This is a genomic window from Methanothermobacter tenebrarum (assembly GCF_023167465.1).
Taxonomy (GTDB): Archaea; Methanobacteriota; Methanobacteria; order Methanobacteriales; family DSM-23052; genus Methanothermobacter_A; species Methanothermobacter_A tenebrarum.
Genome location: NZ_AP025698.1, coordinates 624,857 through 649,045, shown reverse-complemented (window position 1 = coordinate 649,045; position 24,189 = coordinate 624,857). Strand labels below are relative to the sequence as shown.

Annotated in this window: 26 protein-coding genes, 1 tRNA gene and 1 pseudogene; 19 read left to right on the top strand and 9 right to left on the bottom strand. The window is 40.9% G+C overall.

Features of this window, described 5'->3' with window-relative positions; all coding sequences use genetic code 11:
* Positions 1-94: 94 nt before the first annotated feature.
* The 4 genes from MTTB_RS03615 to MTTB_RS03600 are packed head-to-tail and all read left to right on the top strand — an operon-like array spanning position 95 to position 4,144.
* Positions 95-448, top strand: a complete 354-nt coding sequence (locus tag MTTB_RS03615; protein WP_248565145.1) for a hypothetical protein — start codon at positions 95-97, stop codon at positions 446-448.
* A gap of 19 nt (positions 449-467) precedes the next feature.
* Positions 468-3,182, top strand: a complete 2,715-nt coding sequence (locus tag MTTB_RS03610; RefSeq protein ID WP_248565144.1) for an ATP-dependent helicase — start codon at positions 468-470, stop codon at positions 3,180-3,182.
* Positions 3,183-3,185: 3 nt separating this feature from the next.
* Entirely contained in the window at positions 3,186-3,608 is a 423-nt protein-coding gene (locus tag MTTB_RS03605) for a YkvA family protein (RefSeq protein WP_248565143.1), read from the top strand.
* Positions 3,609-3,646: 38 nt separating this feature from the next.
* Complete coding sequence (locus MTTB_RS03600; protein WP_282570392.1) at positions 3,647-4,144, top strand: GAF domain-containing protein; 498 nt, start codon at positions 3,647-3,649, stop codon at positions 4,142-4,144.
* Between the two features lie 41 nt (positions 4,145-4,185).
* On the opposite strand, the gene MTTB_RS03595 is transcribed toward MTTB_RS03600, so the two are convergent.
* A complete protein-coding gene (locus MTTB_RS03595; RefSeq protein ID WP_248565141.1) occupies positions 4,186-4,542 on the bottom strand; it encodes an arsenate reductase ArsC in 357 nt (118 codons plus the stop codon).
* Positions 4,543-5,313: 771 nt separating this feature from the next.
* Between MTTB_RS03595 and MTTB_RS03590 the strand changes: the two genes are divergently transcribed.
* The 9 genes from MTTB_RS03590 (at position 5,314) to cfbC (ending at position 13,779) form a co-directional block, all read left to right on the top strand.
* Positions 5,314-6,039 (top strand): DUF4352 domain-containing protein, encoded by a 726-nt coding sequence (locus tag MTTB_RS03590; RefSeq protein WP_248565140.1) that lies wholly within the window; start codon positions 5,314-5,316, stop codon positions 6,037-6,039.
* Positions 6,040-6,917: 878 nt separating this feature from the next.
* Positions 6,918-8,300, top strand: coding sequence for an MATE family efflux transporter (locus MTTB_RS03585; protein ID WP_248565139.1), 1,383 nt, complete (start codon positions 6,918-6,920; stop codon positions 8,298-8,300).
* 240 nt (positions 8,301-8,540) lie between these two features.
* The gene (locus tag MTTB_RS03580) at positions 8,541-8,777 is read left to right on the top strand and encodes an LSm family protein (RefSeq protein ID WP_248565138.1); all 237 of its coding nucleotides are present in this window, start codon (positions 8,541-8,543) and stop codon (positions 8,775-8,777) included.
* A 47-nt stretch (positions 8,778-8,824) separates the two neighbouring features.
* The gene (locus tag MTTB_RS03575) at positions 8,825-9,007 is read left to right on the top strand and encodes a 50S ribosomal protein L37e (protein ID WP_248565137.1); all 183 of its coding nucleotides are present in this window, start codon (positions 8,825-8,827) and stop codon (positions 9,005-9,007) included.
* A complete protein-coding gene (locus tag MTTB_RS03570; RefSeq protein ID WP_248565136.1) occupies positions 9,008-9,850 on the top strand; it encodes a toprim domain-containing protein in 843 nt (280 codons plus the stop codon).
* 25 nt (positions 9,851-9,875) lie between these two features.
* The gene (gene purF / locus MTTB_RS03565; RefSeq protein WP_248565135.1) at positions 9,876-11,255 is read left to right on the top strand and encodes an amidophosphoribosyltransferase; all 1,380 of its coding nucleotides are present in this window, start codon (positions 9,876-9,878) and stop codon (positions 11,253-11,255) included.
* A gap of 18 nt (positions 11,256-11,273) precedes the next feature.
* Positions 11,274-12,473: a U32 family peptidase gene (locus MTTB_RS03560; RefSeq protein ID WP_248565134.1), complete on the top strand. Its 1,200-nt coding sequence runs from the start codon at positions 11,274-11,276 to the stop codon at positions 12,471-12,473.
* A 5-nt stretch (positions 12,474-12,478) separates the two neighbouring features.
* The gene (locus MTTB_RS03555) at positions 12,479-12,955 is read left to right on the top strand and encodes a CBS domain-containing protein (protein WP_248565133.1); all 477 of its coding nucleotides are present in this window, start codon (positions 12,479-12,481) and stop codon (positions 12,953-12,955) included.
* A 20-nt stretch (positions 12,956-12,975) separates the two neighbouring features.
* Complete coding sequence (cfbC, locus tag MTTB_RS03550; RefSeq protein WP_248565132.1) at positions 12,976-13,779, top strand: Ni-sirohydrochlorin a,c-diamide reductive cyclase ATP-dependent reductase subunit; 804 nt, start codon at positions 12,976-12,978, stop codon at positions 13,777-13,779.
* Here the strand turns inward: cfbC and MTTB_RS03545 are convergent.
* Positions 13,776-14,189, bottom strand: a complete 414-nt coding sequence (locus MTTB_RS03545; protein WP_248565131.1) for a GIY-YIG nuclease family protein — start codon at positions 14,187-14,189, stop codon at positions 13,776-13,778. The genes cfbC and MTTB_RS03545 overlap by 4 nt on opposite strands.
* Positions 14,190-14,508: 319 nt before the next feature.
* Here MTTB_RS03545 and MTTB_RS03540 point away from each other — a divergent pair, with 319 nt between their 5' ends.
* Positions 14,509-14,949, top strand: a complete 441-nt coding sequence (locus MTTB_RS03540; RefSeq protein WP_248565130.1) for a DUF371 domain-containing protein — start codon at positions 14,509-14,511, stop codon at positions 14,947-14,949.
* Between the two features lie 214 nt (positions 14,950-15,163).
* Here the strand turns inward: MTTB_RS03540 and MTTB_RS03535 are convergent, their stop codons facing one another.
* A complete protein-coding gene (locus MTTB_RS03535; protein ID WP_248565129.1) occupies positions 15,164-16,225 on the bottom strand; it encodes a transglutaminase domain-containing protein in 1,062 nt (353 codons plus the stop codon).
* Positions 16,226-16,682: 457 nt separating this feature from the next.
* Positions 16,683-16,766, bottom strand: a tRNA-Leu gene (locus MTTB_RS03530).
* A gap of 100 nt (positions 16,767-16,866) precedes the next feature.
* Here MTTB_RS03530 and MTTB_RS03525 point away from each other — a divergent pair.
* From MTTB_RS03525 to galU, 4 genes are all read left to right on the top strand, one after another.
* Entirely contained in the window at positions 16,867-17,154 is a 288-nt protein-coding gene (locus MTTB_RS03525) for an ACR/YggU family protein (protein ID WP_248565128.1), read from the top strand.
* Positions 17,155-17,200: 46 nt separating this feature from the next.
* The gene (locus MTTB_RS03520; RefSeq protein WP_248565127.1) at positions 17,201-17,440 is read left to right on the top strand and encodes a hypothetical protein; all 240 of its coding nucleotides are present in this window, start codon (positions 17,201-17,203) and stop codon (positions 17,438-17,440) included.
* 33 nt (positions 17,441-17,473) lie between these two features.
* Positions 17,474-17,608 carry a hypothetical protein gene (locus tag MTTB_RS08360; RefSeq protein ID WP_282570383.1) on the top strand — a complete coding sequence of 45 codons (135 nt, stop codon included), beginning with the start codon at positions 17,474-17,476 and terminating at the stop codon, positions 17,606-17,608.
* A 106-nt stretch (positions 17,609-17,714) separates the two neighbouring features.
* Positions 17,715-18,581, top strand: a complete 867-nt coding sequence (gene galU, locus MTTB_RS03515; protein WP_248565126.1) for a UTP--glucose-1-phosphate uridylyltransferase GalU — start codon at positions 17,715-17,717, stop codon at positions 18,579-18,581.
* On the opposite strand, the gene MTTB_RS03510 is transcribed toward galU, so the two are convergent.
* From MTTB_RS03510 to MTTB_RS03495, 4 genes are read right to left on the bottom strand one after another with little or no spacing between them, the layout of a single operon-like run.
* Positions 18,555-19,787 carry a tetratricopeptide repeat protein gene (locus MTTB_RS03510; protein WP_248565125.1) on the bottom strand — a complete coding sequence of 411 codons (1,233 nt, stop codon included), beginning with the start codon at positions 19,785-19,787 and terminating at the stop codon, positions 18,555-18,557. The two genes, galU and MTTB_RS03510, sit on opposite strands and share 27 nt — an antisense overlap.
* Before the next feature lie 29 nt (positions 19,788-19,816).
* Complete coding sequence (locus tag MTTB_RS03505) at positions 19,817-20,326, bottom strand: hypothetical protein (RefSeq protein ID WP_248565124.1); 510 nt, start codon at positions 20,324-20,326, stop codon at positions 19,817-19,819.
* Positions 20,260-21,765 carry a P-loop NTPase family protein gene (locus MTTB_RS03500; RefSeq protein ID WP_248565123.1) on the bottom strand — a complete coding sequence of 502 codons (1,506 nt, stop codon included), beginning with the start codon at positions 21,763-21,765 and terminating at the stop codon, positions 20,260-20,262. The genes MTTB_RS03505 and MTTB_RS03500 overlap by 67 nt, the downstream gene beginning before the upstream one ends.
* A 21-nt stretch (positions 21,766-21,786) precedes the next feature.
* Positions 21,787-21,975, bottom strand: coding sequence for a hypothetical protein (locus MTTB_RS03495; protein ID WP_248565122.1), 189 nt, complete (start codon positions 21,973-21,975; stop codon positions 21,787-21,789).
* Here MTTB_RS03495 and MTTB_RS08445 point away from each other — a divergent pair.
* Positions 21,890-22,620 (top strand): annotated as a pseudogene (locus MTTB_RS08445) (MFS transporter). The gene MTTB_RS03495 and the pseudogene MTTB_RS08445 overlap by 86 nt on opposite strands.
* A gap of 528 nt (positions 22,621-23,148) precedes the next feature.
* Here MTTB_RS08445 and galE read toward each other — a convergent pair.
* Positions 23,149-24,123, bottom strand: coding sequence for a UDP-glucose 4-epimerase GalE (gene galE / locus MTTB_RS03485; protein ID WP_248565120.1), 975 nt, complete (start codon positions 24,121-24,123; stop codon positions 23,149-23,151).
* Positions 24,124-24,189: the final 66 nt, after the last annotated feature.

Genomic DNA, 24,189 nt, shown 5'->3' with positions numbered 1-24,189 from the left:
AATAGAAGCTAGCCATAATATTGGTGGATGTTAATGGCGGCCATGATTCTATGGGCCAGTTAACATCCTTTAGCCATAATATTGGTGGATGTTAATGGAACTTGTATGGTTTTATATAGCGGTATTCCTCGCGATAAGCGACGAACTACACACAAGGATACTATGGACAACCTTCATGGACTTCTATATAATATTAGCTGGTATTATAAGGGAGATTGTCCACTCCAACGTAAGATTATGGCTCATACATGAAGGCCTCGAGGCCCTATTCCATTTCATAGTACTTTCGGTGGTCTTCTTATCATTTGAGATAGGCATACTAGCAGCCCTCATACATTTACTGGTGGATGTTTATCATCAAATCACGGGCCTAGAACATGGGTGGCTTTATCACAGGGCCCTACACTTCACAATAGAATCATTATTCTTCATCCTAATATTCTCATGAAAGATCCCCAAACCTTAGGATGATCAGGTCATTATGTGATAGCCGGGAAGAATGTACAAAAACCCAAGAGGAGGCTGTGAAGTATAATAGAGGGCCTTTACTTATAATAGCGGGGCCTGGAACTGGTAAAACCCGAGTACTCATCGAAAAGGTAGCATATTTGATAAAAAGGGAAAAAGCGGATCCAGAGAACATACTCCTTATAACCTTCACTGAAAAGGCCGCCCAGGAACTTAAAAATCGTCTGACAAAATGTATAGGCTTAGATGTTGAAAGGATGCAAACCTCCACAATTCATTCATTCTGCAATAGAATCCTGCGCGAATATGGCGAATATCACGATCTAGGCGCCAACTTTGACATCCTAGACGAGGACAGCCAGCTCATCTTCATAAGATCCCACTTCTACAGGATAGGGCTGAACAGATACATTAAAATGAAAGAAGTCCCAGAGGTTATAAGCTTCTTTAATGAGTGCAGTGAAAACCTTGTAGACCCAGATGAACTCAAAGAAACCCTAAAAAGGGAACATCCGAGGAATAAAAGGTATCATGGCCTCTGCGACTGCTACAAGGAATACTTGAATTTGCTAAAAAGAGAAGGGAAGGTGGATTTTCCAAACCTTCAAAGGCTCGCAGTTAAACTCCTGGAATCCAATGAGAATATCAGAGAAGATCTAAAAAGTAGATTTAAGTATATCTTAGTTGACGAATACCAGGACACTAACCCAATACAGGAAAGATTATTTGAACTCCTAGCCTCTAGGAACATTTGCGTAGTCGGTGACGAAGACCAGAGCATCTACGCTTTCAGGGGGTCGACCGTGGAAAATATCAGATCCTTTGAGGACAAGTTTAACGCCCATAAAATAATCCTCGATGAAAACTTCAGGTCAAGGGCCGGTATCATAAAAATAGCAGACGAGTTCATGAAGAAAAACCGCCACCACAAAAAAAGGATAAAACCCAAAAGAAAAGGCGGCTATGACGTTATCATCATAGAAAGCAAGGATACTAAAGACGAAGCCAGGAGGATTGTTAAACTCATAAAAAATCTTAAAAGGGATGGTATAATCCCAGATTATGGTTACATCGCACTACTTTTTAAGAGTGTGAAATATCATGCAGGCAAAATCCTAGCCGAACTTGAAAGGGAAAACATACCATATATAGTACGCGGAGACGGCTCATTCCTCGAGAGGGATGAAATAAAAAGCATACTATACTTCCTAGGCTATCTTAGTCCCCCACGCCATAATTTTAAACGGTGGGATTGGTGGAACATTTCAATGTTCAAAGGAGAATTCCTAGGCCTCAGCAAAAAAACAAAGAGGGCCCTTGACAAACTCGATAAAACGTTTAAAATATCATCACTCCTAGACGAGCAATCGTTCAAAAAAGTTGGGATAACAGACCCTGCCGACATAGAGAAGCTCTGTGCCTTGAACAAACTCAGAAATGAGTTAAAGCATGAGCCCATGAAGATCCTTGATATGTTCTATAGGATACTTGATATCACCGGTTACCTGGGGCGTCTAATAGAAGATGATAGTTATAAGAGTAAGGTGAAACTCCTTAACCTTGCAAAGCTCAGCTCAATAATTGATAAGTATGAAAGGACACACACCAAGCCCAGTGTCCAGGACTTCATGTGGTATTTTTATCTTCTACCAAGGCATATGCAATATGATAGTGAAACCCTTGACATTCCAGGCTCTGTGAAGATAATGACAATACACCAGGCCAAGGGCCTTGAGTTCCCCGTTGTAATCATCTGTTCCGTGGCAAATGAGAGATTCCCATACCGAAAGGGGAATCAGAGGATATTCATCCCGATCCCAGAGAATCTTAAACTTTCCAAGAACGGGGATGGTGATGAGGAACGCCGCCTCTTCTATGTTGCCATGACGCGGGCCCAGGACATCCTAATAATATCAACGACCCCAAGGATTCGCAGTAGGAAAGTTGGCCATTCACCATTCATAAAAGAGCTTGTAAGGGAATGTGAACTTGAATGGGGTTGCAGGAGGGTTGAAAAGTGCGTTGAAAGAAGCCTCAGAGAGGATGAGATCATGACCGTTGACTTCTCATCCCTTTACACCTACAAGGAGTGTCCATTCAGGTATATGATGATCTACCATTATGGTTTCGTCTACCCCGAGACTCAAATGCAACTTTATGGTAAGATACTCCACAATTGCCTAGAGATGTTGCACAGGAAGATGAAAGAAGAAAAAGAGGTAGATATTAAGGAGATCGTTAAAACCTGCGGCACTGAAAAGATCGAAGGAGTGGAAAGACAACTAGAAGATTATTACAGGAAAAACAGGGATTATATAGTGGAGGTTATAGCTGTTGAGGAGCCGTTCTCCATCCCCAAAGATGATATAATAATAAAGGGCAGGATAGATCTCATAATAAAAAACAGGGATGGTGAGATAGAACTTATAGACTTCAAGGCAAGGGAAAAAAGTGGCATTGAATATATGGGTGTAGATTTCCAACTTCGAACCTATGAGTATGCCCTCTCAGACAAATACAAATTTGACAAATTAACCGCATATACCATAGCAGATAATAAAAGGACAAGTTTTGAACCAGACCCAGAATATAAGATAAAGTATGAGATCGAGGACATGGTGGATTCTATAAGGATGGGAAAATTCGAGGCAAAGGAAACTTACTTTTGCAGATTCTGCATATTCCAGGGTATATGCGGGATCCATGGAGGATAAAATATGAAGTTTAAAGGATTCTATGACCTTCTAAGGGAAAACCTGGACAAGTACAGGGGAGATTATGAGATGATAGTAGATTATGCCCCAGACATCTTCCAACTACTTTCAGACCTATTAAATGATGATAAGATCGGGGCCAAAACGCGTCTTATGATATGCGCCACCCTAGGATATTTAGTGGCCCCCTATGACATTCTACCCGAGGAAATTTATGGACCACACGGTTACATTGATGACATATTCCTCTGCTCACTCATAATAGAAAAGATAGCACAGGACCTCGGCTACAATTACCTTGAAAAGTACTGGAAAGGTGAAGAAAACCTAAAATCAGTCATCAGAGAATGTCAAAGACGTTCAAGAGATATACTAGGCGAAGACACAGAAAAAGTACTCTCATATGTCGGATTCGAAAAACTTTAAATATCTGGGATCTGCCATGGACAGGGTGAAAATTGTAGCTGAAAAGATCAAAAAAAGCATCCACGGTTAAAGAGGCCGCTAACATAATATTTGAGGAATTGAGAAGATTAACAGGTAGCAGATACTGTTATGTGACATATATAGACCCGGAAAATGGTGATAGTGTTGCTATAAAGTTTTCACAGGTTACAAGTCAATGCGCATATTATAATAGTATGGGGGAGGCGAGGTTTAAAGTCCAAAAAAATGGAAAATATGGGGGTTTGCTAGGCTATTCTATGGACACTGGAAAATCGTTCTTCACTAACGATCCTACAAATCATCCCATAGCCCATGGAATACCAAAGGACCATAAAATTATCCGAAGATTTTTATCAGTGGCCGTGAAATACGATAATAAAGTTCTGGGCCAGATAGTCCTCGCAGACCCTCCGCGAGATTATAATGTGAATGATCTTAAAATTTCGATAGAAATTGGTCAACCCTATGCCCGGATCCTCCAAGGGTTCTATGATGGTAGAATACCGCTAAAATAATCTTAGAGGTTTATTAGTCAAGGTTTTAGTTCCTTTTTGATTCATTTACTGATAGTATCCCTAATTTTGCGTAATGTTTCAATATCTGCATTTTTAGGGTCTGGGAATTTAACATGGATGTACTTTCCAGCCTCTGGTAATATTGGACATGTATCTTCACAAAGAGTTATTATTATATCAAATTTTTTTCCTTGAAACTCTTTAATACTCTTTGATCTATGACCTTTCATGCTAATGCCGATCTCTTCCATAACCTTCACTATGGAGGGGTTTATGGGCTTTGGTTCCACCCCTCCACTATAAACTTCATAATATTCACCATAAATGTTCTTGAGGAGGGCTTCAGCCATCTGAGATCTTCCAGAATTGTTCCTACAGACAAAAAGCACCTTCTTCATGACCTTAACCTCCCACCAAATACACCCTCCTAATTGATATTGTAACTGAAAAGCATATTTTTTTATACTTTCTATTGCTTGCAAAAACTGCATATGTGTGAAGTATAGGGGGATAGTTACAAAAGAATTGACAAGAAAGCTCATGCACGAGATGAAAAAAAACTTAATCCTTTGTACCGATAAAAAAATTGTAGAAATTCCTATCGTGAATGAGAGAGGCTCTCGACATCCTAGGAAGTACTGGATTAAATGCCTAACGAACCCCTGGGCTACATGTCCAGGGGAGGGGCCGCCTTGACACGTGCCCAAAAACTGGGCAGGATTAGCATCAGCGACAAACCCAGAATCTCCCGGTTTTAACCGTGGAGAGTGTCAACCTTGATATTTGTGCCCATTGAGGGGGGTTCAGAATCCACGGGGATGTTGGCGGGCTGAACTCTATTGGTGAGTATAAAAGGTGGGGTGGAATTCCACCAAGCTCCTCCCAGGGCCATGTGCGTAAGGGCGATGGTAGTTCGTAATTCAAAAAAAAATATTATACATTCTCCCCCAAATGGGTGATAGACGGTTATCCTTTATCGGTGGAGAAGCTCCTCAATGTGAACCCGAAATTATTTATTGATAAACATCCACCCATACGCAAAGTTTTGTAAGCGTTGCGGATCTCCTTTAAAGCCGAGGATAGAGAGTGGAACTACGCGTAGGATTAGAATACCAGGTTTTAGGTCTGGCACGCTTTGGAAGATGGTTTTAGCATCTTTTGGGTATTTTTTGATTGTTGTTTTAGCGATTTATGCTATTGGCTGTCTCTTGATTAACGCGGATGTGGCTGTGACGGTGAATTCAGCATATATTGTGGATAGTATCATTGATAATTCTCCAAATCATGGTAGGTTTATTATAATGAATGTCACGGTAGAAAATAAGGGTGATGGTCCTGTAACCGTCTCTGCACTTGATTTCAATTTACTCGGTGACGGTGAATATATGAGTTATTCAAACTTTTATGGCCAGGATACAGATGTTCCTGAGAGTGTTAGAATACCCCCGGGGGAAAGTAGAAGCTTCCTGTTAGTCTTTGACGTTGAAGACAAACCTGAGATTTTAGAGTATAGTAGCTTGTGGGATCCTTTTTCAGAGCCGGAAACCAGCCGCGTGGGACCAGTAAATATAATACCCAACCCTAATTCATATGCAAACTATGAAATAAGTGGCCAAGTTAACAACAAATCCTACCACCAGGCTGTTAATGTTACCTATAGGAATGCAACAAATGGGCAAATAGAAGAAATCATAAATATGAGTGGTGAAACAGTATGGCTGACTGAATCAGTATATCAGGAGCCTATTCCCAGCCAATCCATGGTATTTGACCCTGAAACCCTCGAAGACAATAATGGAACATACTCATCCATGATATTCTTACCTAGAGGTTACGGGGAGGGGACTCAATACCAGTCAGAGGATCAGAGGGTGAAACTGGAGCAGAGACCATAGTGGGCTCTGCACCCATAAATGTTATGGATAAAATTGTCAACTGTTGGGAAACCACTACCATCATAGAAGAGGGAGGCGTTAAAATCCAGTCAGAAGATATTATGACAAGACAACGGGATTACTATTAAAGGAAGTGTGGGAAGAAGAAGGCAGTGCCTATGAAGTCAGCTACACCGATTATCACGCAATGCAACTTACCAGTACAAACATCCCATTAATCTCGGATCGTTCAATGTTAGTTTAACCTTCCAAGCTGATGAACTTACCATTACAAAGATCCCATTAATCAGAATTTCCTAAAACAGATCAAAAAAACCTAATGGTGGCGATCACAGAGCAAAATATTACAATATAAGGATAGGCATTCATCCTACGAGGATGGGAAAACGTTAAACCTACATTCAAAGATGAGCACCTAATTTTGGGGGGCTATCCAGAGAGGATAAAAAGGTTATTTAGTCGGGATTAATTGATGAGTGTGAAGATGACATAGAATTTGTCAGGGCAACAAAGAATTGGTAAATAATATTAGTAGGGGGTTAAACCGGAAAATAGAATATCAACCCACACATTCTAGCGGTTTTTCGCTTCTAAATTCTTATAAAAGTAACTTTATATATCATGGGGGCTTATATTTTTGATATATTATCTCATCATATCCTTTAAATTCTTTTAATGCTGGCCGCCCTCCAAATTCCCATTCAAGGCCAGGAGGATCTTAGAAATATCCTGGTTACAATATTGGAGATTGTCCCCCCCATAAAAAATTTTAGGAGTGGAACATCTTATAAAGAGCGTGATCTGAGGGGTGTATTTCCCAAATAGAAAGCCTAATGGTTTCCTCTCCTTCTTGTATAATATTAAATCAGTGGTGTTTCATGAAAAAAGAAGAACCGGAAGAAAGTAAGAATGAAACAACGGGTGTTGCGATCATCACAGGGGATCCTAAGAAGGCCATTTGGAAGCTTTCGGGACATCTTATCATAGCAATGCTTCTAATGTCAACTTATAACCTAGTGGATGCTATCTGGGTCTCCGGTCTTGGAGGTGAAGCCCTCGCGGCTATAGGTTTCGTCACACCACTCTATATGATACTGGTCGGCTTATCAAATGGTCTCGGGGCTGGCGCGGCCTCCACTATTTCAAGGTGTATAGGGGCTGGGGACACAAGAAAGATGAACAACAGCGCAATACATGTGATAATACTGACCATAATCATTTCAGCTATTATAACAGTAATGTTAGAATTTTTCTTAGGGGATCTGCTTTTAATCTTAGGGGCTAAGGATGCTATTGGTCTTGCTGTTGTATATGCTCGTATAGTTTTTGCTGGTACACTTTTCATGTTATTTAATGGGTCTGCTTATGGGATCTTAAGGGGTGAAGGGGACACTAAACGTACAATGTATGCCATGATAATCTCATCCATAATTAACATGATATTGGATCCGATACTCATCTACTTATTAGGATTAGGGATTGCTGGGGCGGCTTGGGCAACCTTAGCATCACAGTTTATTGTATCAGCTGTCATACTATATTGGTTCTTCCAAAAGAGGGACACATTCACAAGACTGTCATTAGAATATTACAGGGCAGATTTTAGGGTTGCGAAATCGATCCTAGGGGTTGCATTACCTGCCAGTGTAGAATTTTTAGTGATCTCTGGTGGTGTTGCAATCTTGAATATAATACTTGTCACTGTGGCTGGGACGGATGCGGTGGCAGTTTATTCTGCTGGGTGGAGGATAGTTATGATAGGCTTAGTACCTATTATATCAATCGGCACTGGCACCATAACGGTTGCTGGTGTCGCATATGGTGCCAGGGAGTACGAGAATCTATCAATAGCCCACAGTTATTCCATAAAGTTAGGCATACTTATAGCGACAATCATGAGTGTCTTGACTTTCATCTTTGCACCGTATATTTCTAGGATATTCACCTATTCCCCTCGGACAAGTCATCTAGCCCCGGTTATAACAGAGTTTCTTAGGGTGATGTGCCTATTCTATATTTTCATGCCACCAGGGCTCATGTCAAATTCCGTGTTCCAGGGGGTGGGGAAAGGCATAACCTCACTCATATTAACTGTGATAAGACAATTGCTCTTCATAGTCATATTCACATACTTGCTGGCTATTTGTTTGAATTTTGGACAGGCCGGGGCTTGGTGGGGTATAGTTGCGGGTGATATAGTTGGTAGTATGATCGCATACATTTGGGCGCGACTTTATATCCAGAGGCTCCGGAGAAGGTGAGTTTAGGTTAAAATTTTGTGAGACTCATAGTTTTTATTCGCAGTTAAAAAGGGATTTGGATGTTTCCCTACTTGCACGTGGTGGGGTTACCTGTTTAATCTTGTGGGTAGCCACTTTTTCATCTGTTGTACATATATAAATGTGGGATTTTCATCCCACACTTTGGGGGGTATGGAGTGACTTCTCCGCCGATAAGGTTAAATATGCTCTTAGTTAAATTGAAGTATTAGGGTGATAATTGTGAATCCGCAAAAAGGTAATATACAAAGACCACTTGATGCGCTGGGTAATTCATTGAATTCTCCAGTCCTCATTAAACTGAAAGGTGACAGGGAATTCAGGGGTGTTCTGAAGAGTTTCGACCTCCATATGAACCTTGTGTTGAATGATGCCGAGGAACTGGAGAATGGTGAAGTTACCAGGAGACTCGGAACAGTATTAATTAGAGGAGATAACATAGTATATATATCCCCATAGTATTCATAGAATAATAGTTATAAAGCTTATTTTAGGAGGATTAGACGATGAAAGGCACTCCATCATTCGGTAAAAGGAATAAGAGTCTGCATATAAGATGTAGACGTTGTGGAAGGAACGCTTATCACATACGTAAGAGGGTGTGTGCCGCTTGCGGCTTCGGAAGATCCAAGAGGATAAGACGTTATAGTTGGCAGAATAAGAAAGTTAATGGTCGAAGGTTGAAATAAATGTTAAATAATCGCGGCCCCATTGATGTTCGTATAATCGTTGAGGGGGCATCTGATGTGGAGAGTGTTTCGAAGGCTCTTCAGGATGTTTCCTTGGGTTCTGAGTATCATATCACAATCTCTTCCATAATACCAACCACCAGCCTAGAAATAGCTAAAAGGGCTGTTGAAGGCGCTGATATAGTCCTCATAGCCACGGATGCTGACGCAACTGGCAGAGAACTTGCAGAGAAGTTCCAGAGGAACCTCAAAGAGAGTGTGGGGCACGTTGAAAGGGTGAAATTACCCTATAGCCATGATGTGGAATACATTGACCCCCGACTCATGATGGAAGAGATAAAAAATGCTATTATAAGGGCCGGTTTATCCTCAATCGCAAACATAAGAAAATTGAGAAAACTTGAAGAAAGGGTGCTCCAATTCAAGTCCGAGATAGATGAACTAGTCAATGAAAACAGCACACTAAAAGATGAGAATAATAGATTATCAAATGAATTGGAGAAGATCAAAGGAGAAAAGGAGGAATTAAACTCCAAATTAGAAGAATTAGAGGAGAAGTTCACCAACCTCCAAGAAGAACACCATGAAATTAAGGAAAAATACAAGGAACTTAAAAGTAAGAGTTTCCTTGAAATGTTTCCCCTCCATGAATTATGGAAAGAACTTTTTGATGAAGAACTTGAAGATGAAAAGAGGATAGTACAAGTGGCAGATACTCTTAAGACTGAGAATCTCATCATAGGACAAGGTTATATTGCAGCACCTTCAAAGGAGGATGCGAGAACCTGCCTGAGGACCATAAGGACGATTCTGTTTTTAATGAGCAGAACAGAAGAAGAGTAAAAAAGGGGTGGGGGGAGAATCTAAGGTGAAGGACAAGTGTGGTATCGTGGGCATATACTCCCTTGACAAAAACAAGGATATAGCCCCCCACATCTATTATGGACTCTACGCCCTCCAACACCGCGGACAAGAATCTGCAGGAATCTCAACCTCTAACGGAAAAAAATTCTACACACACAAGGGGATGGGACTACTATATGAGGTCTTCAATGGCAAAAAATTGAAAAAACTCAAGGGTAACATTGGAATCGGCCATGTAAGATATTCAACCACAGGACAGTCCAGGATAGAGAATTCACAACCATTTCACAGTAGAATAGACGGCCTGGATATTGCCATAGCCCATAATGGTGACATAGTAAACTCATGGGAGCTTCGAAGAAAATTACAAAGGGAAGGGTACACCTTCAGATCAACCACAGATTCTGAGGTTATCAGTCATTTGATCAGGAGGGAATACCAAAAGGACAACAATATGATGAAGGCCATTGAAAGGACTTCGAAGCATCTCATAGGATCATATTCCCTTGTAATACTCTTCAACCATGGATTATATGCTGTTAGGGACCCCCTGGGGATAAAACCATTAGCATTAGCAGAAAAGGACGGGACTAGGATGGTGGCATCCGAGAGCGTGGCATTCGATGTTATAGGCGCCGAATACCAAAGGGACGTTCAACCAGGGGAGATAATCCACCTAAACAATGAAGAGTCGCATATCATCAAAGGCTCCGAGAAGATGAGAAGGGCCCATTGCATGTTCGAATACGTATACTTCGCACGACCAGACAGTATCATCGATGGCAGAAACGTCTACGAGGTAAGACTAAAGATAGGAAGAGCACTCTACAGGGAACACCCAGCAGATGTGGACGTTGTAATGCCAGTACCAGACTCTGCCATAACAGCTGCGATAGGATATTCACGAGAATCAGGCATACCCTATGGTGAAGGCCTTATAAAGAACCGTTATGTGGGCCGCACTTTCATCATGCCAACCCAGGAAGAAAGAGAAACCGCGGTTAAACTCAAAATGAACCCCATAAAATCGGAACTTGAAAACAAGCGGATAGTGCTCATAGATGATAGTATAGTTAGGGGCACAACATCAAAGGCCCTTATAGACGTCCTAAAAGGGGCTGGAGCAAGGGAAATACACCTTAGGATAGGGTGTCCTCCGATAACATCACCATGCTACTATGGTATTGCAATGGCCACAAAAAAGGAACTTCTAGCATCTAACAAAACAATCGAAGAGATAAGAGACATACTAGGCGTCGACTCATTAGGTTATCTGAGCATAGAATCCCTAGTAGAGGCTATTGGCATCAGCAAAGAGAATCTTTGCACAGGATGCCTTGATGGGGAATATCCCACCCCACTACCATTAAAACATGGAATATGATTCCTTGCTGGTGAGGCTATGGTTGAACTTTTAGCACCTGCTAGAGATTTCCCCTCAATTTCTGCAGCCCTTAAAAATGGTGCCGATGCAGTCTATATTGGCATGGAAGGATGTAACCTACGTGCTAATGTCTCTAATTTCAGTCTAGAGGATATAAAAGAGGCCACGAGGATGATCCATGACAACAATAAAAGAGTATATGTTTGTACGAACACCATCCTCAAGGACAAGGATCTTAAGGAGCTAGAATCGAAGCTACCATCACTACACAGTTTTGAAGTGGACGCTCTAATAGTATCAGATCTTGGAGCCATCGACCTAGCCGTTGATAATGGACTCAACGTCCATGTAAGCGTTCAAGCCAACATATCCAATACTAGAAGTTTAGATGTGCTCAAGAAGATGGGGGCTGAAAGGGTTATATTATCAAGAGAGCTTTCACTTGATGATATAAAAGAAATCGTGAGAAAGTCTCCCTTAGAGGTTGAGGTCTTCGTCCACGGAGCCCTTTGCATGGCAATATCGGGGCGCTGCCTCCTAAGCTATCACCTTTATGGTAAAAGCGCAAATCATGGGGAATGCCTCCAACCATGCAGAAAAGCTTGGAAACTGATATCAGAAGATGGTGAGACACTAATATTAGAGGCTGGTCAAGGGAACATCCAAAGTTATATTCTAAGTCCAAGAGACCTTTGCATGATAGAACATATACCATCCCTTATTGATGCTGGGATACATGCCCTCAAAATCGAGGGAAGAGCAAGACCAGCAGACTATGTTGCGACAGTAACACGTGTTTACAGGGAAGCCATAGACTCTCACCTCAACGGTTCATGGGAATTTAAAAGGAAATGGATCAGAGAACTTGAAAAAGTATTCAACAGAGGATTTGATGAAGGATTTTATTTTAACAATCCAAAACAGGGACCCCCACAAAACCGGGCCAAGTATATTAAAAAGGACATAGGCCAAGTCTTAAACTATTACAGGAAAGCGGGAGCGGCTGAAATCAGACTCTGGGACAAACTCAAAATAGGAGATGATATAATAATCCAGGGGAAAACCACAGGCTCAATAACAGAGAAGGTGAAATCATTACAGATAAATGGAAAAAACGTTAAAAAGGCCGAGAAGTGTAGGGTGGGGGTCAAAGTAACAGATAGGGTAAGACCCGGAGACCTCGTATATAAGATAATGGAAAAAGGGAATAATGGGTGATAAATTTGATAAAAGTAGAAGATGCGATGCAAAAAAATGTTATAACAATCAAAAATGACATGAGGATAGAAGAAGCCGCTAGAATATTAAGGGAGAACAGGATAAGCGGCGCCCCAGTCCTAGACAAAAACAATAGACTAGTTGGCATATTAAGTGAAGGGGACATCATAAGACTCCTCGAAGTCCACTCCCCCAAATTAAACCTAATACTACCATCCCCCCTGGATCTAATAGAATTACCCATCAGAATGAAACATGAATATGATGAAATAGTGAAGGGAATAAAAAAGGCTGCACTAACACTAGTTGATGAGATAATGACACGAAAACCCATCACGATAAAACCAGAACAATCAGTATCAGACGCCGCCGAACTCATGGACAAACATAAAATAAAGAGACTGCCAGTAGTAGACGATGAAGGCAACCTCATAGGCATCATCACAAGGGGCGATATCATAGGAGCGCTGGTAAAAACATAAGAACCTGTGAGGTCCCCCAATTGACAAAAAAAATAGCAATCTATGGAAAAGGCGGTATTGGGAAATCAACCATCGTCGCCAACATAGCAGCCTCCTACTCCCAAGAATATAACGTGCTCGTTATAGGCTGCGACCCCAAAGCCGACACCACAAGGACACTATACGGTTCAAGGATACCCACAGTACTATCCATCCTAAGGGAAAACAAAGAACCCCACCCTGAGGAGGTAGTGTACAGGGGCTATAATAATATATCATGTGTCGAGAGCGGCGGCCCCGAGCCAGGGGTTGGCTGCGCCGGCCGTGGGGTTATAGTTGCCATGAACCTCCTTGAAAGACTTGGCGTCTTTGAGGAATCCTTTGACATAATCATATATGACGTGCTCGGCGATGTTGTATGCGGGGGCTTCGCAGTACCATTAAGGGAAGAATTCGCAGATGAAGTTTACATTGTAACATCAGGAGAATACATGTCACTCTATGCAGCTAATAATATAGCTAAAGGTATAAAGAAACTCAAAAGCAGACTCGGGGGGATAATCTGCAACTGTAAGGGTATCAGGGATGAGGCCAAGATCGTGGGATCTTTCGCAGAAAGGATAGGATCGAAGGTTATAGGGGTCATACCAAGGAGTGAACTTGTACCTAAAAGCGAAATCGAGGCAATGACTGTTATAGAAAAATTCCCAAATTCGAAACAGGCCATGGTCTATCACGAGCTTGCTGGGAGAATCTATGAAAACAAGGATTTCACAGTACCAGAGCCACTCGCCATGGACGAATTCGAAGAATTCTTCAAAGAACTCAAAAATGGGAGTTTTTAGAGTTTTAGATCCTCGAGGAACATGACCTTGACGCCTAATTCTCCCATAACATTTAAAATCGCATTCTTCGCAACCCCAAGATCCTTATAATAATGTAGATGGGATCTGCACTTACAATCAGAACATCCAAAACCCCATATGGACCCCTGATTTTCTAATCCATTGGATATCAGGCATTCAAGCTGCCTTTTATCTGCTGTGAATATCACATCCTCTATCATCGCATCTTCATGGGCTAGAAGATAATCGACATGCCAATGGATCCTCTTATCACCTGAAAGATGTCTCTTAATCCTCGCCTTTAATGAATTAAAAGCAGAACCAACATATACATAATATCCACGTTCTATTTTAACCCTACCAAGGGCCCCAACATTCAAAGATAAAGTTTTCCCTATCCTAATAATCAAGCAATAGGTTCCTCTCATACCACTCTAATATGTTACAGGATGTATACTATCCCCATTGGGGGTTTCCCCTTCAATGAGTTTTCTCATCTCCACGGGCTCAGAGGGGTCTGTCCCCAGCTCCCGTCTTGAGTGTCCACATTTATCTTCACAGATTGTCTTGCTAGCTCTCCCAGGCCTTGTGGAACAAGACAAGTGAAGATTTTATAACTGAGCACCTTTGTATATATTATCTTATGTATATAAGGTTTTTGGGTTTTCATCCCCCAGATGGGGGTTTCCCCGTCGATAAAGTTAAAAACCTATTTTTGGGGATGATATCATGAAATATACATTTTATGCTAGGGGCCATCCTAATGTGACTTCCAAGCATAAGTCTACATTTGAGATTACCATGGACGAGGAAATTGGGAAAACAGCTGATTGTATTATAGGTGTTGACTCATCAGTTTCCATGAAGGATTTTCCAAGGAAACTTAAAAAGGCTATTGCAAAAGAAAATGCCATGATCAAAGTTGTATTAGAAACAGAGAATGCAAAGGATGAAATAACAGGTAGGGGTCATCCAAGTCTGACCCTGGATCATCCAAGGGATATTGTGTGTCGTAAAAGCGATTATATATGCGACAGAACCCTTATGATAAAAGCTGATAAGGCCGCCTGTGACCTTAAAAAAGAACTGATAGATGATCTAAAACAGGGTTCTAAACTCAAGGTTGAGATAATAGTGGATTATCCCACCCCCTTGGAGGGGACTTCGTGAAGAGTTTCCCGTGGAGAAGGCAAAAGTCTCAATTTTCACATGCTGGTTCCACTACATCTTATGCTAATTTACATCTCCCCACAAACAGTTTCGTGAATTTGATGCTTCTTCTATCGTAGTTGATGTTGTCCTCCACGGAATAGCATAATAGAAGAGTATCTAGTCATCCTCTCTTTTGTAAAAAAGATAAAATAAAAAAGTATAAGGGGCGTGCCTAGAATGGTAGGCTTGCATATGTTCCTAATATTGTTGCTGTTGCTGTGTTCCAACTGTTTATTACACCTAGACTGTTTCTGCTGCTTGTTGCATCTGCACTATACCATTTACCGTCGACGTATAATTCGGCCCAGACATGCCCGTAGGTTCCGCTGGAGAATGTGCAGATCCCATGCACATAACGTGCCGGTAAACCGGCCGCCCTGGCAAGTGCCACGACAAGATGTGCATGGTCACAACAGTTGGCAGTCCGATATTTTAGGGTTCCGACAGCACCATACCTTGTATTATAGTAGAAGTTATAGTCTATGTTATCCCTGACCCAGTTAAAGATGGCCTTCGCCTTATCCCATGTACTTGCAAGGCCTTTGGTTAATTGGGATGCTAATGCTTGGATACTGGGATCGTTTACCTGGCAGTTTGCCGTGGCGACAAGATACTGGGTGAGTCCGGAATTTGATGTGTCTCCTTGGGTTGTTGATGAACTTCCTGAGTTTGTTGGTTGGATATTTTTCACTGTAACATAATTGGGTAATCTCTTGTTGTCATTATAGAATGCGAGTATTCTGCTCATAGTATAGGCTATGCTCTCTGGGTTTATCTTCCCAATAACGGTAGTTGCATAATTGGGTAATCTGCCGTTTGTTTTTATGAAATTAGCCACTGAAGATGCTAATGTGATGTAATTTGATTTTTTTAGGGTGCCTGTTGCTTTTCCTGTTGAGTTAGGCGCTTGTGAGACTGTTACTGGGCTTATTGTGGTTGTTGTTTTACCATCTCTGTTGATGTTTAGTATGGCCTGTGCCATAAGGTATGTGAATTGTTCCTTTGTCACATTTTGACTTCCAACCTGGACGGTTGATGGAATTGCATTATTTTTCTCTGCATAATCTTTGACGGTTTTAGCCGCGGTTATCACATTTCCTGTTGTAACGGGTGTCTGGGCATCCCCGGCTGCAGCATATAAGTTTTCGGATTGATAATCTGTTTGGGTATTATTGGCTGTTATGTTATCTTGTGCATGACATGCTCCTACATTTAGTATAAGGAGGCATGCCATTAGAATGTAGATTAACCCTTTGATCGAAATTTTACCGCCTCTACATCCCAGCACTCATATGGGGGTGCTGGGATGATATAACATTGTGACATGGACCTCATATATAAATATTTTGGTCCAATTTTGGGAAAAAGATGATTTTAGAGCTTCTTAAAAAGTAAAAAACGTTATTAAAAGTTTTCATTCATCTAGGATGTTGCTTTAAATTATTGGAGATTATTTTAAAAATTTGAGCTCTAAACGATCCTATATTGTCTAACAAGATCATCTCTAAACTTATAAAGGCAATGGAATGTGAATGATATCAGATAATCATGGATAAAGAAGCGTCCTTGGACTCTCCCACCCTCTCATATCCCCTCTATTATATGGTCTCTTATCCTATTTTCAAGGGAGAAATAATAAAAGAATCATAGATGGGATTATTCCCAGAAGATGGATAATTTTTCTATTATAATGCAGGGGACGGGATTCGAACCCGCGAAGGGACTCCCCCACTAGGCCCTCAACCTAGCGCCTTTGACCACTCGACCACCCCTGCATATCATGTGGGGGCAATGTTATTTTTAATATACAATGAGTTGTCATATAAATTTTTTGGATTGCAAACTAATAATGATGTGTGAGTCCAGTGATGAGAAATGAATGGGATAAAAGAGGATGGTGAAGATCTCCTAGTTGATATAGAAGTCTCCCCGGGGTCTTTAAAGTTTGAAATTGGCGGGTATAATCCATGGAGAAGACGATTAGAGGTTAAATTAAAGTCTCCACCATCGAAAGGAAGGGCCAACAAGGAACTTATAAAAGAATTTTCCAGGATACTATCCAGGGATGTTAAAATTATAAATGGTATTAAAAGCCGGAACAAAACCCTAAAAATTAAAGGGATCAAGAAGGCTGAATTTATAAAAAAACTCAAAATAAAATAGAAAAATATATACTATATTGTTTCAAAAAGAAAAACTGGGGGATATTATGATATCTACAGTAACTGCGACGACAACAACGACCATAACAACAACCACAGTACAGACATGTAGTATAATAGCAGTGAGCACACTCATATTGTTTTTAGCATTAAAGGAAATTTTAGGCTCAGAGGAAACCACAAACCACAGGATAAGGTCATTTGTCTCTGAATCTAATATTGTCATAATACCATTGTTAATCGTATTCGCGACCATAGTAGCCTATAAGGTGATCACAATACTCTAGGGTGAAAAACATGGACAAAAAAAAGCATGGATTATGATCATAGTATCCCTTATCATAATAGCGGTTGCTGTTATTTTATGGAAATCACCAACACAAAGGGTTGCGCAACCCACAGTACTCACCCTAGAGAATAACGCAGGCGACATTGGACTCATTCCGTCGTCATAATAGAAAAAGTCACAAAAGTGGATGGGACGATAACCAACCTCTACGCGGATATTTAGATCAAACCAAATGAGAAAGTAACATTCTTTTCCTGGAGGAGGATCTTTTCATGAAGGCGGTGATACCAGCAGCTGGTCTTGGAACCCGGTTCTTACCCGTTACTAAAGCTCAGCCAAAGGAGATGCTACCTGTATATGACAAGCCAACCATCCAATATGTGGTTGAGGAGGCTGTTGCCTCTGGCATAGATGATATACTCATTGTAACAGGTAAGGGTAAAAGATCAATTGAAGATCATTTTGACAGATCATTCGAACTCGAATATTTCCTAAAAAAGAATGGTAAAAGAGATTTCCTCAAGGAGGTTGAGGCAATCTCTGAACTCGCGGATATCTATTATGTGAGGCAGAAGGAACAGAGGGGCCTTGGGGATGCTATCTACTGCGCCAAGAAGCACATTGATGGTGAGGATGCCTTCACAGTACTCCTCGGTGATACAATAACATCATCAAAGATTCCATGTATCAGAAAACTCATAGACATCTATAATGAGTATGGTTCATCAGTTATTGCAGTGGAAGAAGTTCCGATGGAAAAAGTTGAAAGGTATGGTGTGATCAACCCCAAACCCATAACTAGAAACCTCTATCTTGTAGAGGATCTGGTTGAGAAACCCCCAGCAGATGAGGCCCCATCCAATCTTGCTATAATAGGAAGATACCTTCTTGAAAGTGAAATATTTGATCATATAAAGGATACCCCCCCTGGTGTTGGTGGTGAAATCCAATTGACAGATGCAATGAGACGCCTTGATAGAATCTACGGCTACCTATTCGATGGTAAAACCTATGATATTGGTAACAAGGTCGACTGGCTTAAAAGTTCAATTGAATTCGCCCTATGGGATGAAAGTATACGCGAAGAACTTATAGATTATATCAAAGGATTATTAGAGGAATGGCATGAAGAGGAATAGTATTGAATTGGATAATCCGTGGGACAATGTTACACCAATTATGCTCCTTGTTTTATGGTAACTGTAACCATAGAAAATAGCGACTAAAAATACGAATATAAGGTCATGGACTGACTTCCACCCGATATGGAATATACTAAAAAGTATAGCCGTGTATAATAGGCCCGGGAATGCCCCGAGGAGATCCTCCGAATTCCTCTGGAGTAACCCCCTGAAGAATATCTCCTCCGCAAATCCTGTGCCTATTAACACCATAGAACCCAATAGAAGATATTGTAAGCTTGCTTCGGGTATTAGAGCATTTGGGTGTAGTATCTTAAATTCGATATAACCTAGTGGGATTCCTGTCAAGGCTATTAAGAATTGTGAAATAGGCCTTTTTAGAGTTAGGCCAACATCTTTTATCCCCAGTCCTTGGATTTTCATTAGTGTGTATGAGGCTGCGAAGAGTGGTATTGCTATTATTATGAACCAATAGAGCTGGGGGATCTTTACTATTGGCATTGATAGTCCTATAATCCTGAGTAGTGGTAGTATCATCATGGAGTTTAGGAGCCTTTTAAGTTTTTCATTGGGGGCTAATGAAGAATGTAAAAATAATATGAACAATATAATGGCATGGATCCCAAGACCGGTGGGCACATTCAGATATGATGTTGAAATTTCCGCAAAGAATAAACCAATAATGTATGCCGAAAGTAGGAGCCAATGATTGACCGGACTAGTGGATGCTAAATATTCTTCTATACGCTTTATACTAGCATAGGATGCTAATAGCATTGTTTTATCATCCATTATTGTGCCGAGTCTATGGTATTCCTTGTATGATTTTAGGGCGTCTTCAAATTTGCCTTTTTTTTCTAATAGTCTGGCATGATGGTAGAGGCTTGTGGCTTGGTTTTTAGTGTCATTGAATTTTTTGAACTTCTCAGCGGCTTTTTTATACATTCTTTGGGCTTTTCCATGTTCTCCCTTCTTTTCATAGATTTTCCCGATATTGAGGATTGTTTGGGCATCGCCTCTAGGATTCTTGCATTTATTATAAAGTTTCCTGGCGTTTTCATAACTTTCAAGGGCTTGGTTTTCCATTTTATTTTTTTGATAGATTTCGCCTAGTTTTAGGAGTGTTTTCGCCGTCCCTTCAAGATCTCCTCTATGGGCGTATTTTAGGAGTTTGACTTGAAGTTTTTCAAAGTCGTTTTTCAACGGATTTTACCTCCAAGGGCTTTGGTCTTTTATTTTGTTAGTAGTTTGTGGAAAAGTTCTCCATCAACGTGTAGGTCTAGTTGGCTTGCGGGTGGCGATGATGCTTTTTCGAATTTCTTAACATCTTCTAGTAGGCTTATTTCTAGGATTGCTTCTATTGATCTTACACCATGCTTGTAGGATGGTATCATGAGGAAGGCTCTGAGGACACCTGAGTCTATCCTTAGCTTGCCTTTGCTGTCAAGAAGGTGGGGTGTTTTCCTTTCAAATAATGATCTTAGTAGTATGGCTCTTCTCAGTATATAGAATTTGTCCTTTTTGTCTATGGGATCTGGGCCGATGATGTTAACATAACCTCGCAGTCTACTTATGAAATCTCGGACTTTACCCTCCTTTAGGAGTTTCTTGTCTTGGGATTCGAATTCTTCAAATGTGTTGCAGGTACCTCCAGCGAATATGAGTATTGATTTTCCTAGTGGGTGGTGTCTCCTTCTCTGAATTCTCCATCTTGCATGGGGGATAGGAAATATTTTATCCATCCGAGCTTTTTACCATTATATGGGGAATCAAATTCGTCGAAAAAGGCCTGGGGTATCTTACCCTTTAATACGGCATCTCTTATCTGGTGGAAAGCGCCTATGAGATCATTTTCGTCCCGGAATTGTGAAATGTTGAAATTGAGGGTCTTTATATTCTCTGGGTCCACGCTAGCGGCTAATTGGGATACTGCGAATGATTTACCGGCTCCTGGGGGTCCGAACACTCCTATAGAAAGCGTTCTTTCAACTCTTTCATTTTTAAGGTATTCTATCATTATATTCCTTATACTCTGGTATCCTTCTATCTCTGTTTTATCAGCAGTTATGAGTTTCCCGAAATGGGCTATTGGTAGGGGGAACTTCTTTTCCTTGTAACCTTCTATGACAATATGCTCTGATACTGATTTTATGTCGAAGTGTGGGGGTGAGGTGGCTATGGTCCACCCTTCTAATCTCTCAACTGGTGGTATTTCTACTATGCCTATGTTGGCCTCGTCGCCACCAGAGAATACCTTGCTAGTGGGATAATCCGGTTTTGAACCGAAACCTTCATCTAATAGTTTCTGGGAGGATCTTATACCCTCTATTATACCCTCTTCGATTTCTAACCCCTTTTGTATGGTTGCTGTGAAAGCTGCTGTGAATGCGCAGCCATGGCCTTGCATTCTACCTGGAGATTGGGCGTTGAGGTCGCCCTCAAAGAGTTGTGGATGGTAGAAAAGTTTAGCCTTTGACCCGGCCTGGTAGTATATGGCACCTTCTAGGTTTATTCTTACTATGAGGTGTTTCAGTTCTTTAAGCTGGGCTAGTAGGGGGTTGTGGTGTATCTGCCAGATGAAGTCTTCTGCTGTGCGTTCCCATGAAAGCCTCCGGCTTATATTGGCGCCTAATTCTCTGAGGTCATATACTGTGATTATGACTATAAGATTTTCTTGGTGGTTTTTTTGGAGGTGGTGCCATAGTTTGCCTTCAAAGAGTGGTGCTGACATTTTGGGGATGATGAGCGGATTATCTTCTATAATGGATGATGGCCATTTTTCTTTTAGTTCTCTGAAGCCGTTGCCGGCATCATCTATAACGATGATATCTGCTTTCGTGTCTTTGAATTTGAATGGTAATTTTGGGAGTCCTTTTTCGGGTCCTGTGTATCCTAGGAAACTCTTTATGAGATATTTTCCATTATATAATTCCAGGTCGGCGAATGAATGTACAAACTCCGCTGGACTGGTATTTTCGGGTTTGCCCAATATTTGTGGGTGTTCGACTCTTGGGACTATTTCTTTCAACATTTTAGCGAGTAAGAGAGCCCTTCCTTCTAGGGCTTTTCTGTGGAATCCTAGATGTGTTTTCCAGTTTTCACTATAATCAGTTATTTCATGGGATTTTATGGGCCATTGTATCCAGTCTATGGTGACGTCCCCGGTTACGATGGTTTTCATATTTTATCACTTTATCAAATTTCATATAATAGCTTTTATAGAGTTTATCCATATGAGGATTATTGAGGATCCACGGTCATATGCTCTTCTTATGGCGATCTTGGCATCTTTTTTAACGCCTTTTGTGGCTTCATCCATAAATGTGGCTCTTCCAAGTTTGGGCTCTGAGCTTGGTATGGATCCTTTTATACTCTCATTGGTGCCTACCATCTATTTATTCGCGGTAGCTGTTCTACTTATCCCCATGGGCCGTCTTGCCGATATTTATGGGAGGAGGAGGATATTCCAGTTTGGCATCATACTCTTCACGGTTTCATCTGTGTTCGCTGGATTTTCTATTTCTGCGGAGATGCTTTTATTTTTTAGGATTATTCAAGGTGTGGGGGTGCTATGATCTTTAGTAACATTTCGGCTATTATATTTTCTGTTTTCCCACCGGTTGATAGGGGTTATGCTCTTGGATGGTCCGCTACTGGAACATATTTCGGATTATTTTTCGGCCCCACCCTTGGAGGTTTTTTGACCCAATATTTTGGTTGGAGGAGTATTTTCTATTTTAATGTGCCATTGGGTGTTCTGTGTGCATATGCGACTGGTAGGATAAGATTTGAATGGAGGGAGGCTGAGGGTGAAAAATTTGACTTTTTAGGAGCGTTTTTGATGGCCATCTCATTAGTTTTTGTCCTGGTGGGTTTTTTATCATTCAGGTCAATTTATGGTTTTTTATTTTTGTCGTGGGAATGTTTTTGTTATATTTTCTTTATAGGTATGAGTGTGGGTGTGATAGTCCTTTATTTGATTTTGATTTATTCAGGAATAGAGCTTTCGCATGGAATGGGTTCACGACTTTTATAAGTTATTTTGCTGGGTATCCTGTGATTTTCCTTTTGAGTTTGTATCTTCAGTACTTTCATGGTTTGGATCCTTGGATGACTGGTGTTATACTTTCAATTCAGGCTTTTTTCATAGTATTGGCGTCGCCGGTGGCTGGGAGATTTTCAGATAGGATGTGTCCAAAAATAATCGCCGCGGTGGGTTTTTTATTATAATCTTGGCCATGGTTATCTTTTCATTTTCAAGTCTTCTTTATTGGATTGTTATTGGTTTGGTTTTTATGGGTGTGGGTTTTGCATTTTTTTCCATCCCGAATAGTAAACTTCTCATGGGGGCTGTGGAAAAAAGGTTTTTGGGGGGTGGCATCAGCGGCCCTTGTAACATTTAGGGTGTTAGGTCAACTTATTGGCATGGCATTGATAGTTCTTCTGGTTAATGTATATCTTGTGGGGGGATCTGTGGCTGGTGGATCTTTCCGGGCTCTTATGATGGTCTCATTTGTATTATTCATCCTACTTTTGGTGGTGGGGCTCGTGTTAACATTGAAGGCTAAATAGTCTCCCTGTTAAGTTTTTGGTGCCATTCCCATGCTGTTTCGATTATATCTTTTATATCGGCGAATTCCGGCCTCCATCTGAGGATTCTCTTGGCCTTTTTTGAGCTTCCAATTAGGATTGGGGGGTCTCCTGGTCTTTTCTTTGATTCTATTGTGTGTATTTTCTCTCCTGTGATTTCTTTGCAAGTTTCTATAATTTCTTTCACTGAGAACCCGTTTCCATTGCCTAGGTTGAAGATTTCGCTTTTATCCTCTTCTAGGAGCCTTAGGGCCTTGTAATGTGCATTTGCAAGGTCCATTACATGGATGTAATCTCTTATGCATGTGCCGTCTGGTGTTGGGTAATCTGTGCCGAAGATTTGAACGTTTTCCCTTTTACCGATTGCAGCATCTAATATTATTGGTATTAGGTGGGTTTCTGGTTCGTGCCATTCCCCTATCTCGGTTTGGGGGTCTGCGCCAGCGGCGTTAAAGTATCTTAGTGAAACGTAATTGAAATCATATGCTCTACTGTAATCTTCTAGGATGTTTTCTATCATGAGTTTGGAGCGACCATAGGGGCTTATGGGATTGCATGGATGATCCTCGGTTATTGGGATCTCCAGTGGGTTCCCATAGACTGCGCAGGTAGATGAGAAGATGAATTTTTTAACATTTTCTCGCATGGCATCTAGGAGGTTTAATGTGTTCTTGACGTTGTTCTTGTAATAGGATCCGGGGTCTTGGATGGATTCTCTTACGTCGGTGAGGGCTGCAAAATGCATCACTGCATTTATGTCATATTCTTTGAAGATCCTCGCAAGTAGTCTTTTATCTTTAAGGTCTCCTTTTATGAATTTCCCCCATTTGACAAATTCTTCATGTCCTTTACTAAGATTGTCGAGTATTAGTGTCTTATATCCTTCATTTGATAGGAGTTTGTTAACATGGGATCCGATGTAACCTGCACCACCGACAATGAATATCATATTATTGTATCTGGGAGTAATTATATTATACAATTTTTTGTGTGGAGAAATTTCACACAGCAACTG

What these genes read in the sequence shown, in the direction of transcription:
- MTTB_RS03615 (WP_248565145.1), top strand. Translation starts at nt 95, where the DNA reads ATGGAACTTGTATGGTTTTATATAGCGGTATTCCTCGCGATAAGCGAC.
- MTTB_RS03610 (WP_248565144.1), top strand. Translation starts at nt 468, where the DNA reads ATGATCAGGTCATTATGTGATAGCCGGGAAGAATGTACAAAAACCCAA.
- MTTB_RS03605 (WP_248565143.1), top strand. Translation starts at nt 3,186, where the DNA reads ATGAAGTTTAAAGGATTCTATGACCTTCTAAGGGAAAACCTGGACAAG.
- MTTB_RS03595 (WP_248565141.1), bottom strand. Translation starts at nt 4,542, where the DNA reads ATGAAGAAGGTGCTTTTTGTCTGTAGGAACAATTCTGGAAGATCTCAG.
- MTTB_RS03585 (WP_248565139.1), top strand. Translation starts at nt 6,918, where the DNA reads ATGAAAAAAGAAGAACCGGAAGAAAGTAAGAATGAAACAACGGGTGTT.
- MTTB_RS03575 (WP_248565137.1), top strand. Translation starts at nt 8,825, where the DNA reads ATGAAAGGCACTCCATCATTCGGTAAAAGGAATAAGAGTCTGCATATA.
- MTTB_RS03570 (WP_248565136.1), top strand. Translation starts at nt 9,008, where the DNA reads ATGTTAAATAATCGCGGCCCCATTGATGTTCGTATAATCGTTGAGGGG.
- MTTB_RS03560 (WP_248565134.1), top strand. Translation starts at nt 11,274, where the DNA reads ATGGTTGAACTTTTAGCACCTGCTAGAGATTTCCCCTCAATTTCTGCA.
- MTTB_RS03540 (WP_248565130.1), top strand. Translation starts at nt 14,509, where the DNA reads ATGAAATATACATTTTATGCTAGGGGCCATCCTAATGTGACTTCCAAG.
- MTTB_RS03535 (WP_248565129.1), bottom strand. Translation starts at nt 16,225, where the DNA reads ATGGCATGCCTCCTTATACTAAATGTAGGAGCATGTCATGCACAAGAT.
- MTTB_RS03525 (WP_248565128.1), top strand. Translation starts at nt 16,867, where the DNA reads ATGAATGGGATAAAAGAGGATGGTGAAGATCTCCTAGTTGATATAGAA.
- MTTB_RS03520 (WP_248565127.1), top strand. Translation starts at nt 17,201, where the DNA reads ATGATATCTACAGTAACTGCGACGACAACAACGACCATAACAACAACC.
- MTTB_RS08360 (WP_282570383.1), top strand. Translation starts at nt 17,474, where the DNA reads ATGATCATAGTATCCCTTATCATAATAGCGGTTGCTGTTATTTTATGG.
- galU (WP_248565126.1), top strand. Translation starts at nt 17,715, where the DNA reads ATGAAGGCGGTGATACCAGCAGCTGGTCTTGGAACCCGGTTCTTACCC.
- MTTB_RS03505 (WP_248565124.1), bottom strand. Translation starts at nt 20,326, where the DNA reads ATGGATAAAATATTTCCTATCCCCCATGCAAGATGGAGAATTCAGAGA.
- MTTB_RS03500 (WP_248565123.1), bottom strand. Translation starts at nt 21,765, where the DNA reads ATGAAAACCATCGTAACCGGGGACGTCACCATAGACTGGATACAATGG.
- MTTB_RS03495 (WP_248565122.1), bottom strand. Translation starts at nt 21,975, where the DNA reads ATGGTAGGCACCAATGAGAGTATAAAAGGATCCATACCAAGCTCAGAG.
- galE (WP_248565120.1), bottom strand. Translation starts at nt 24,123, where the DNA reads ATGATATTCATTGTCGGTGGTGCAGGTTACATCGGATCCCATGTTAAC.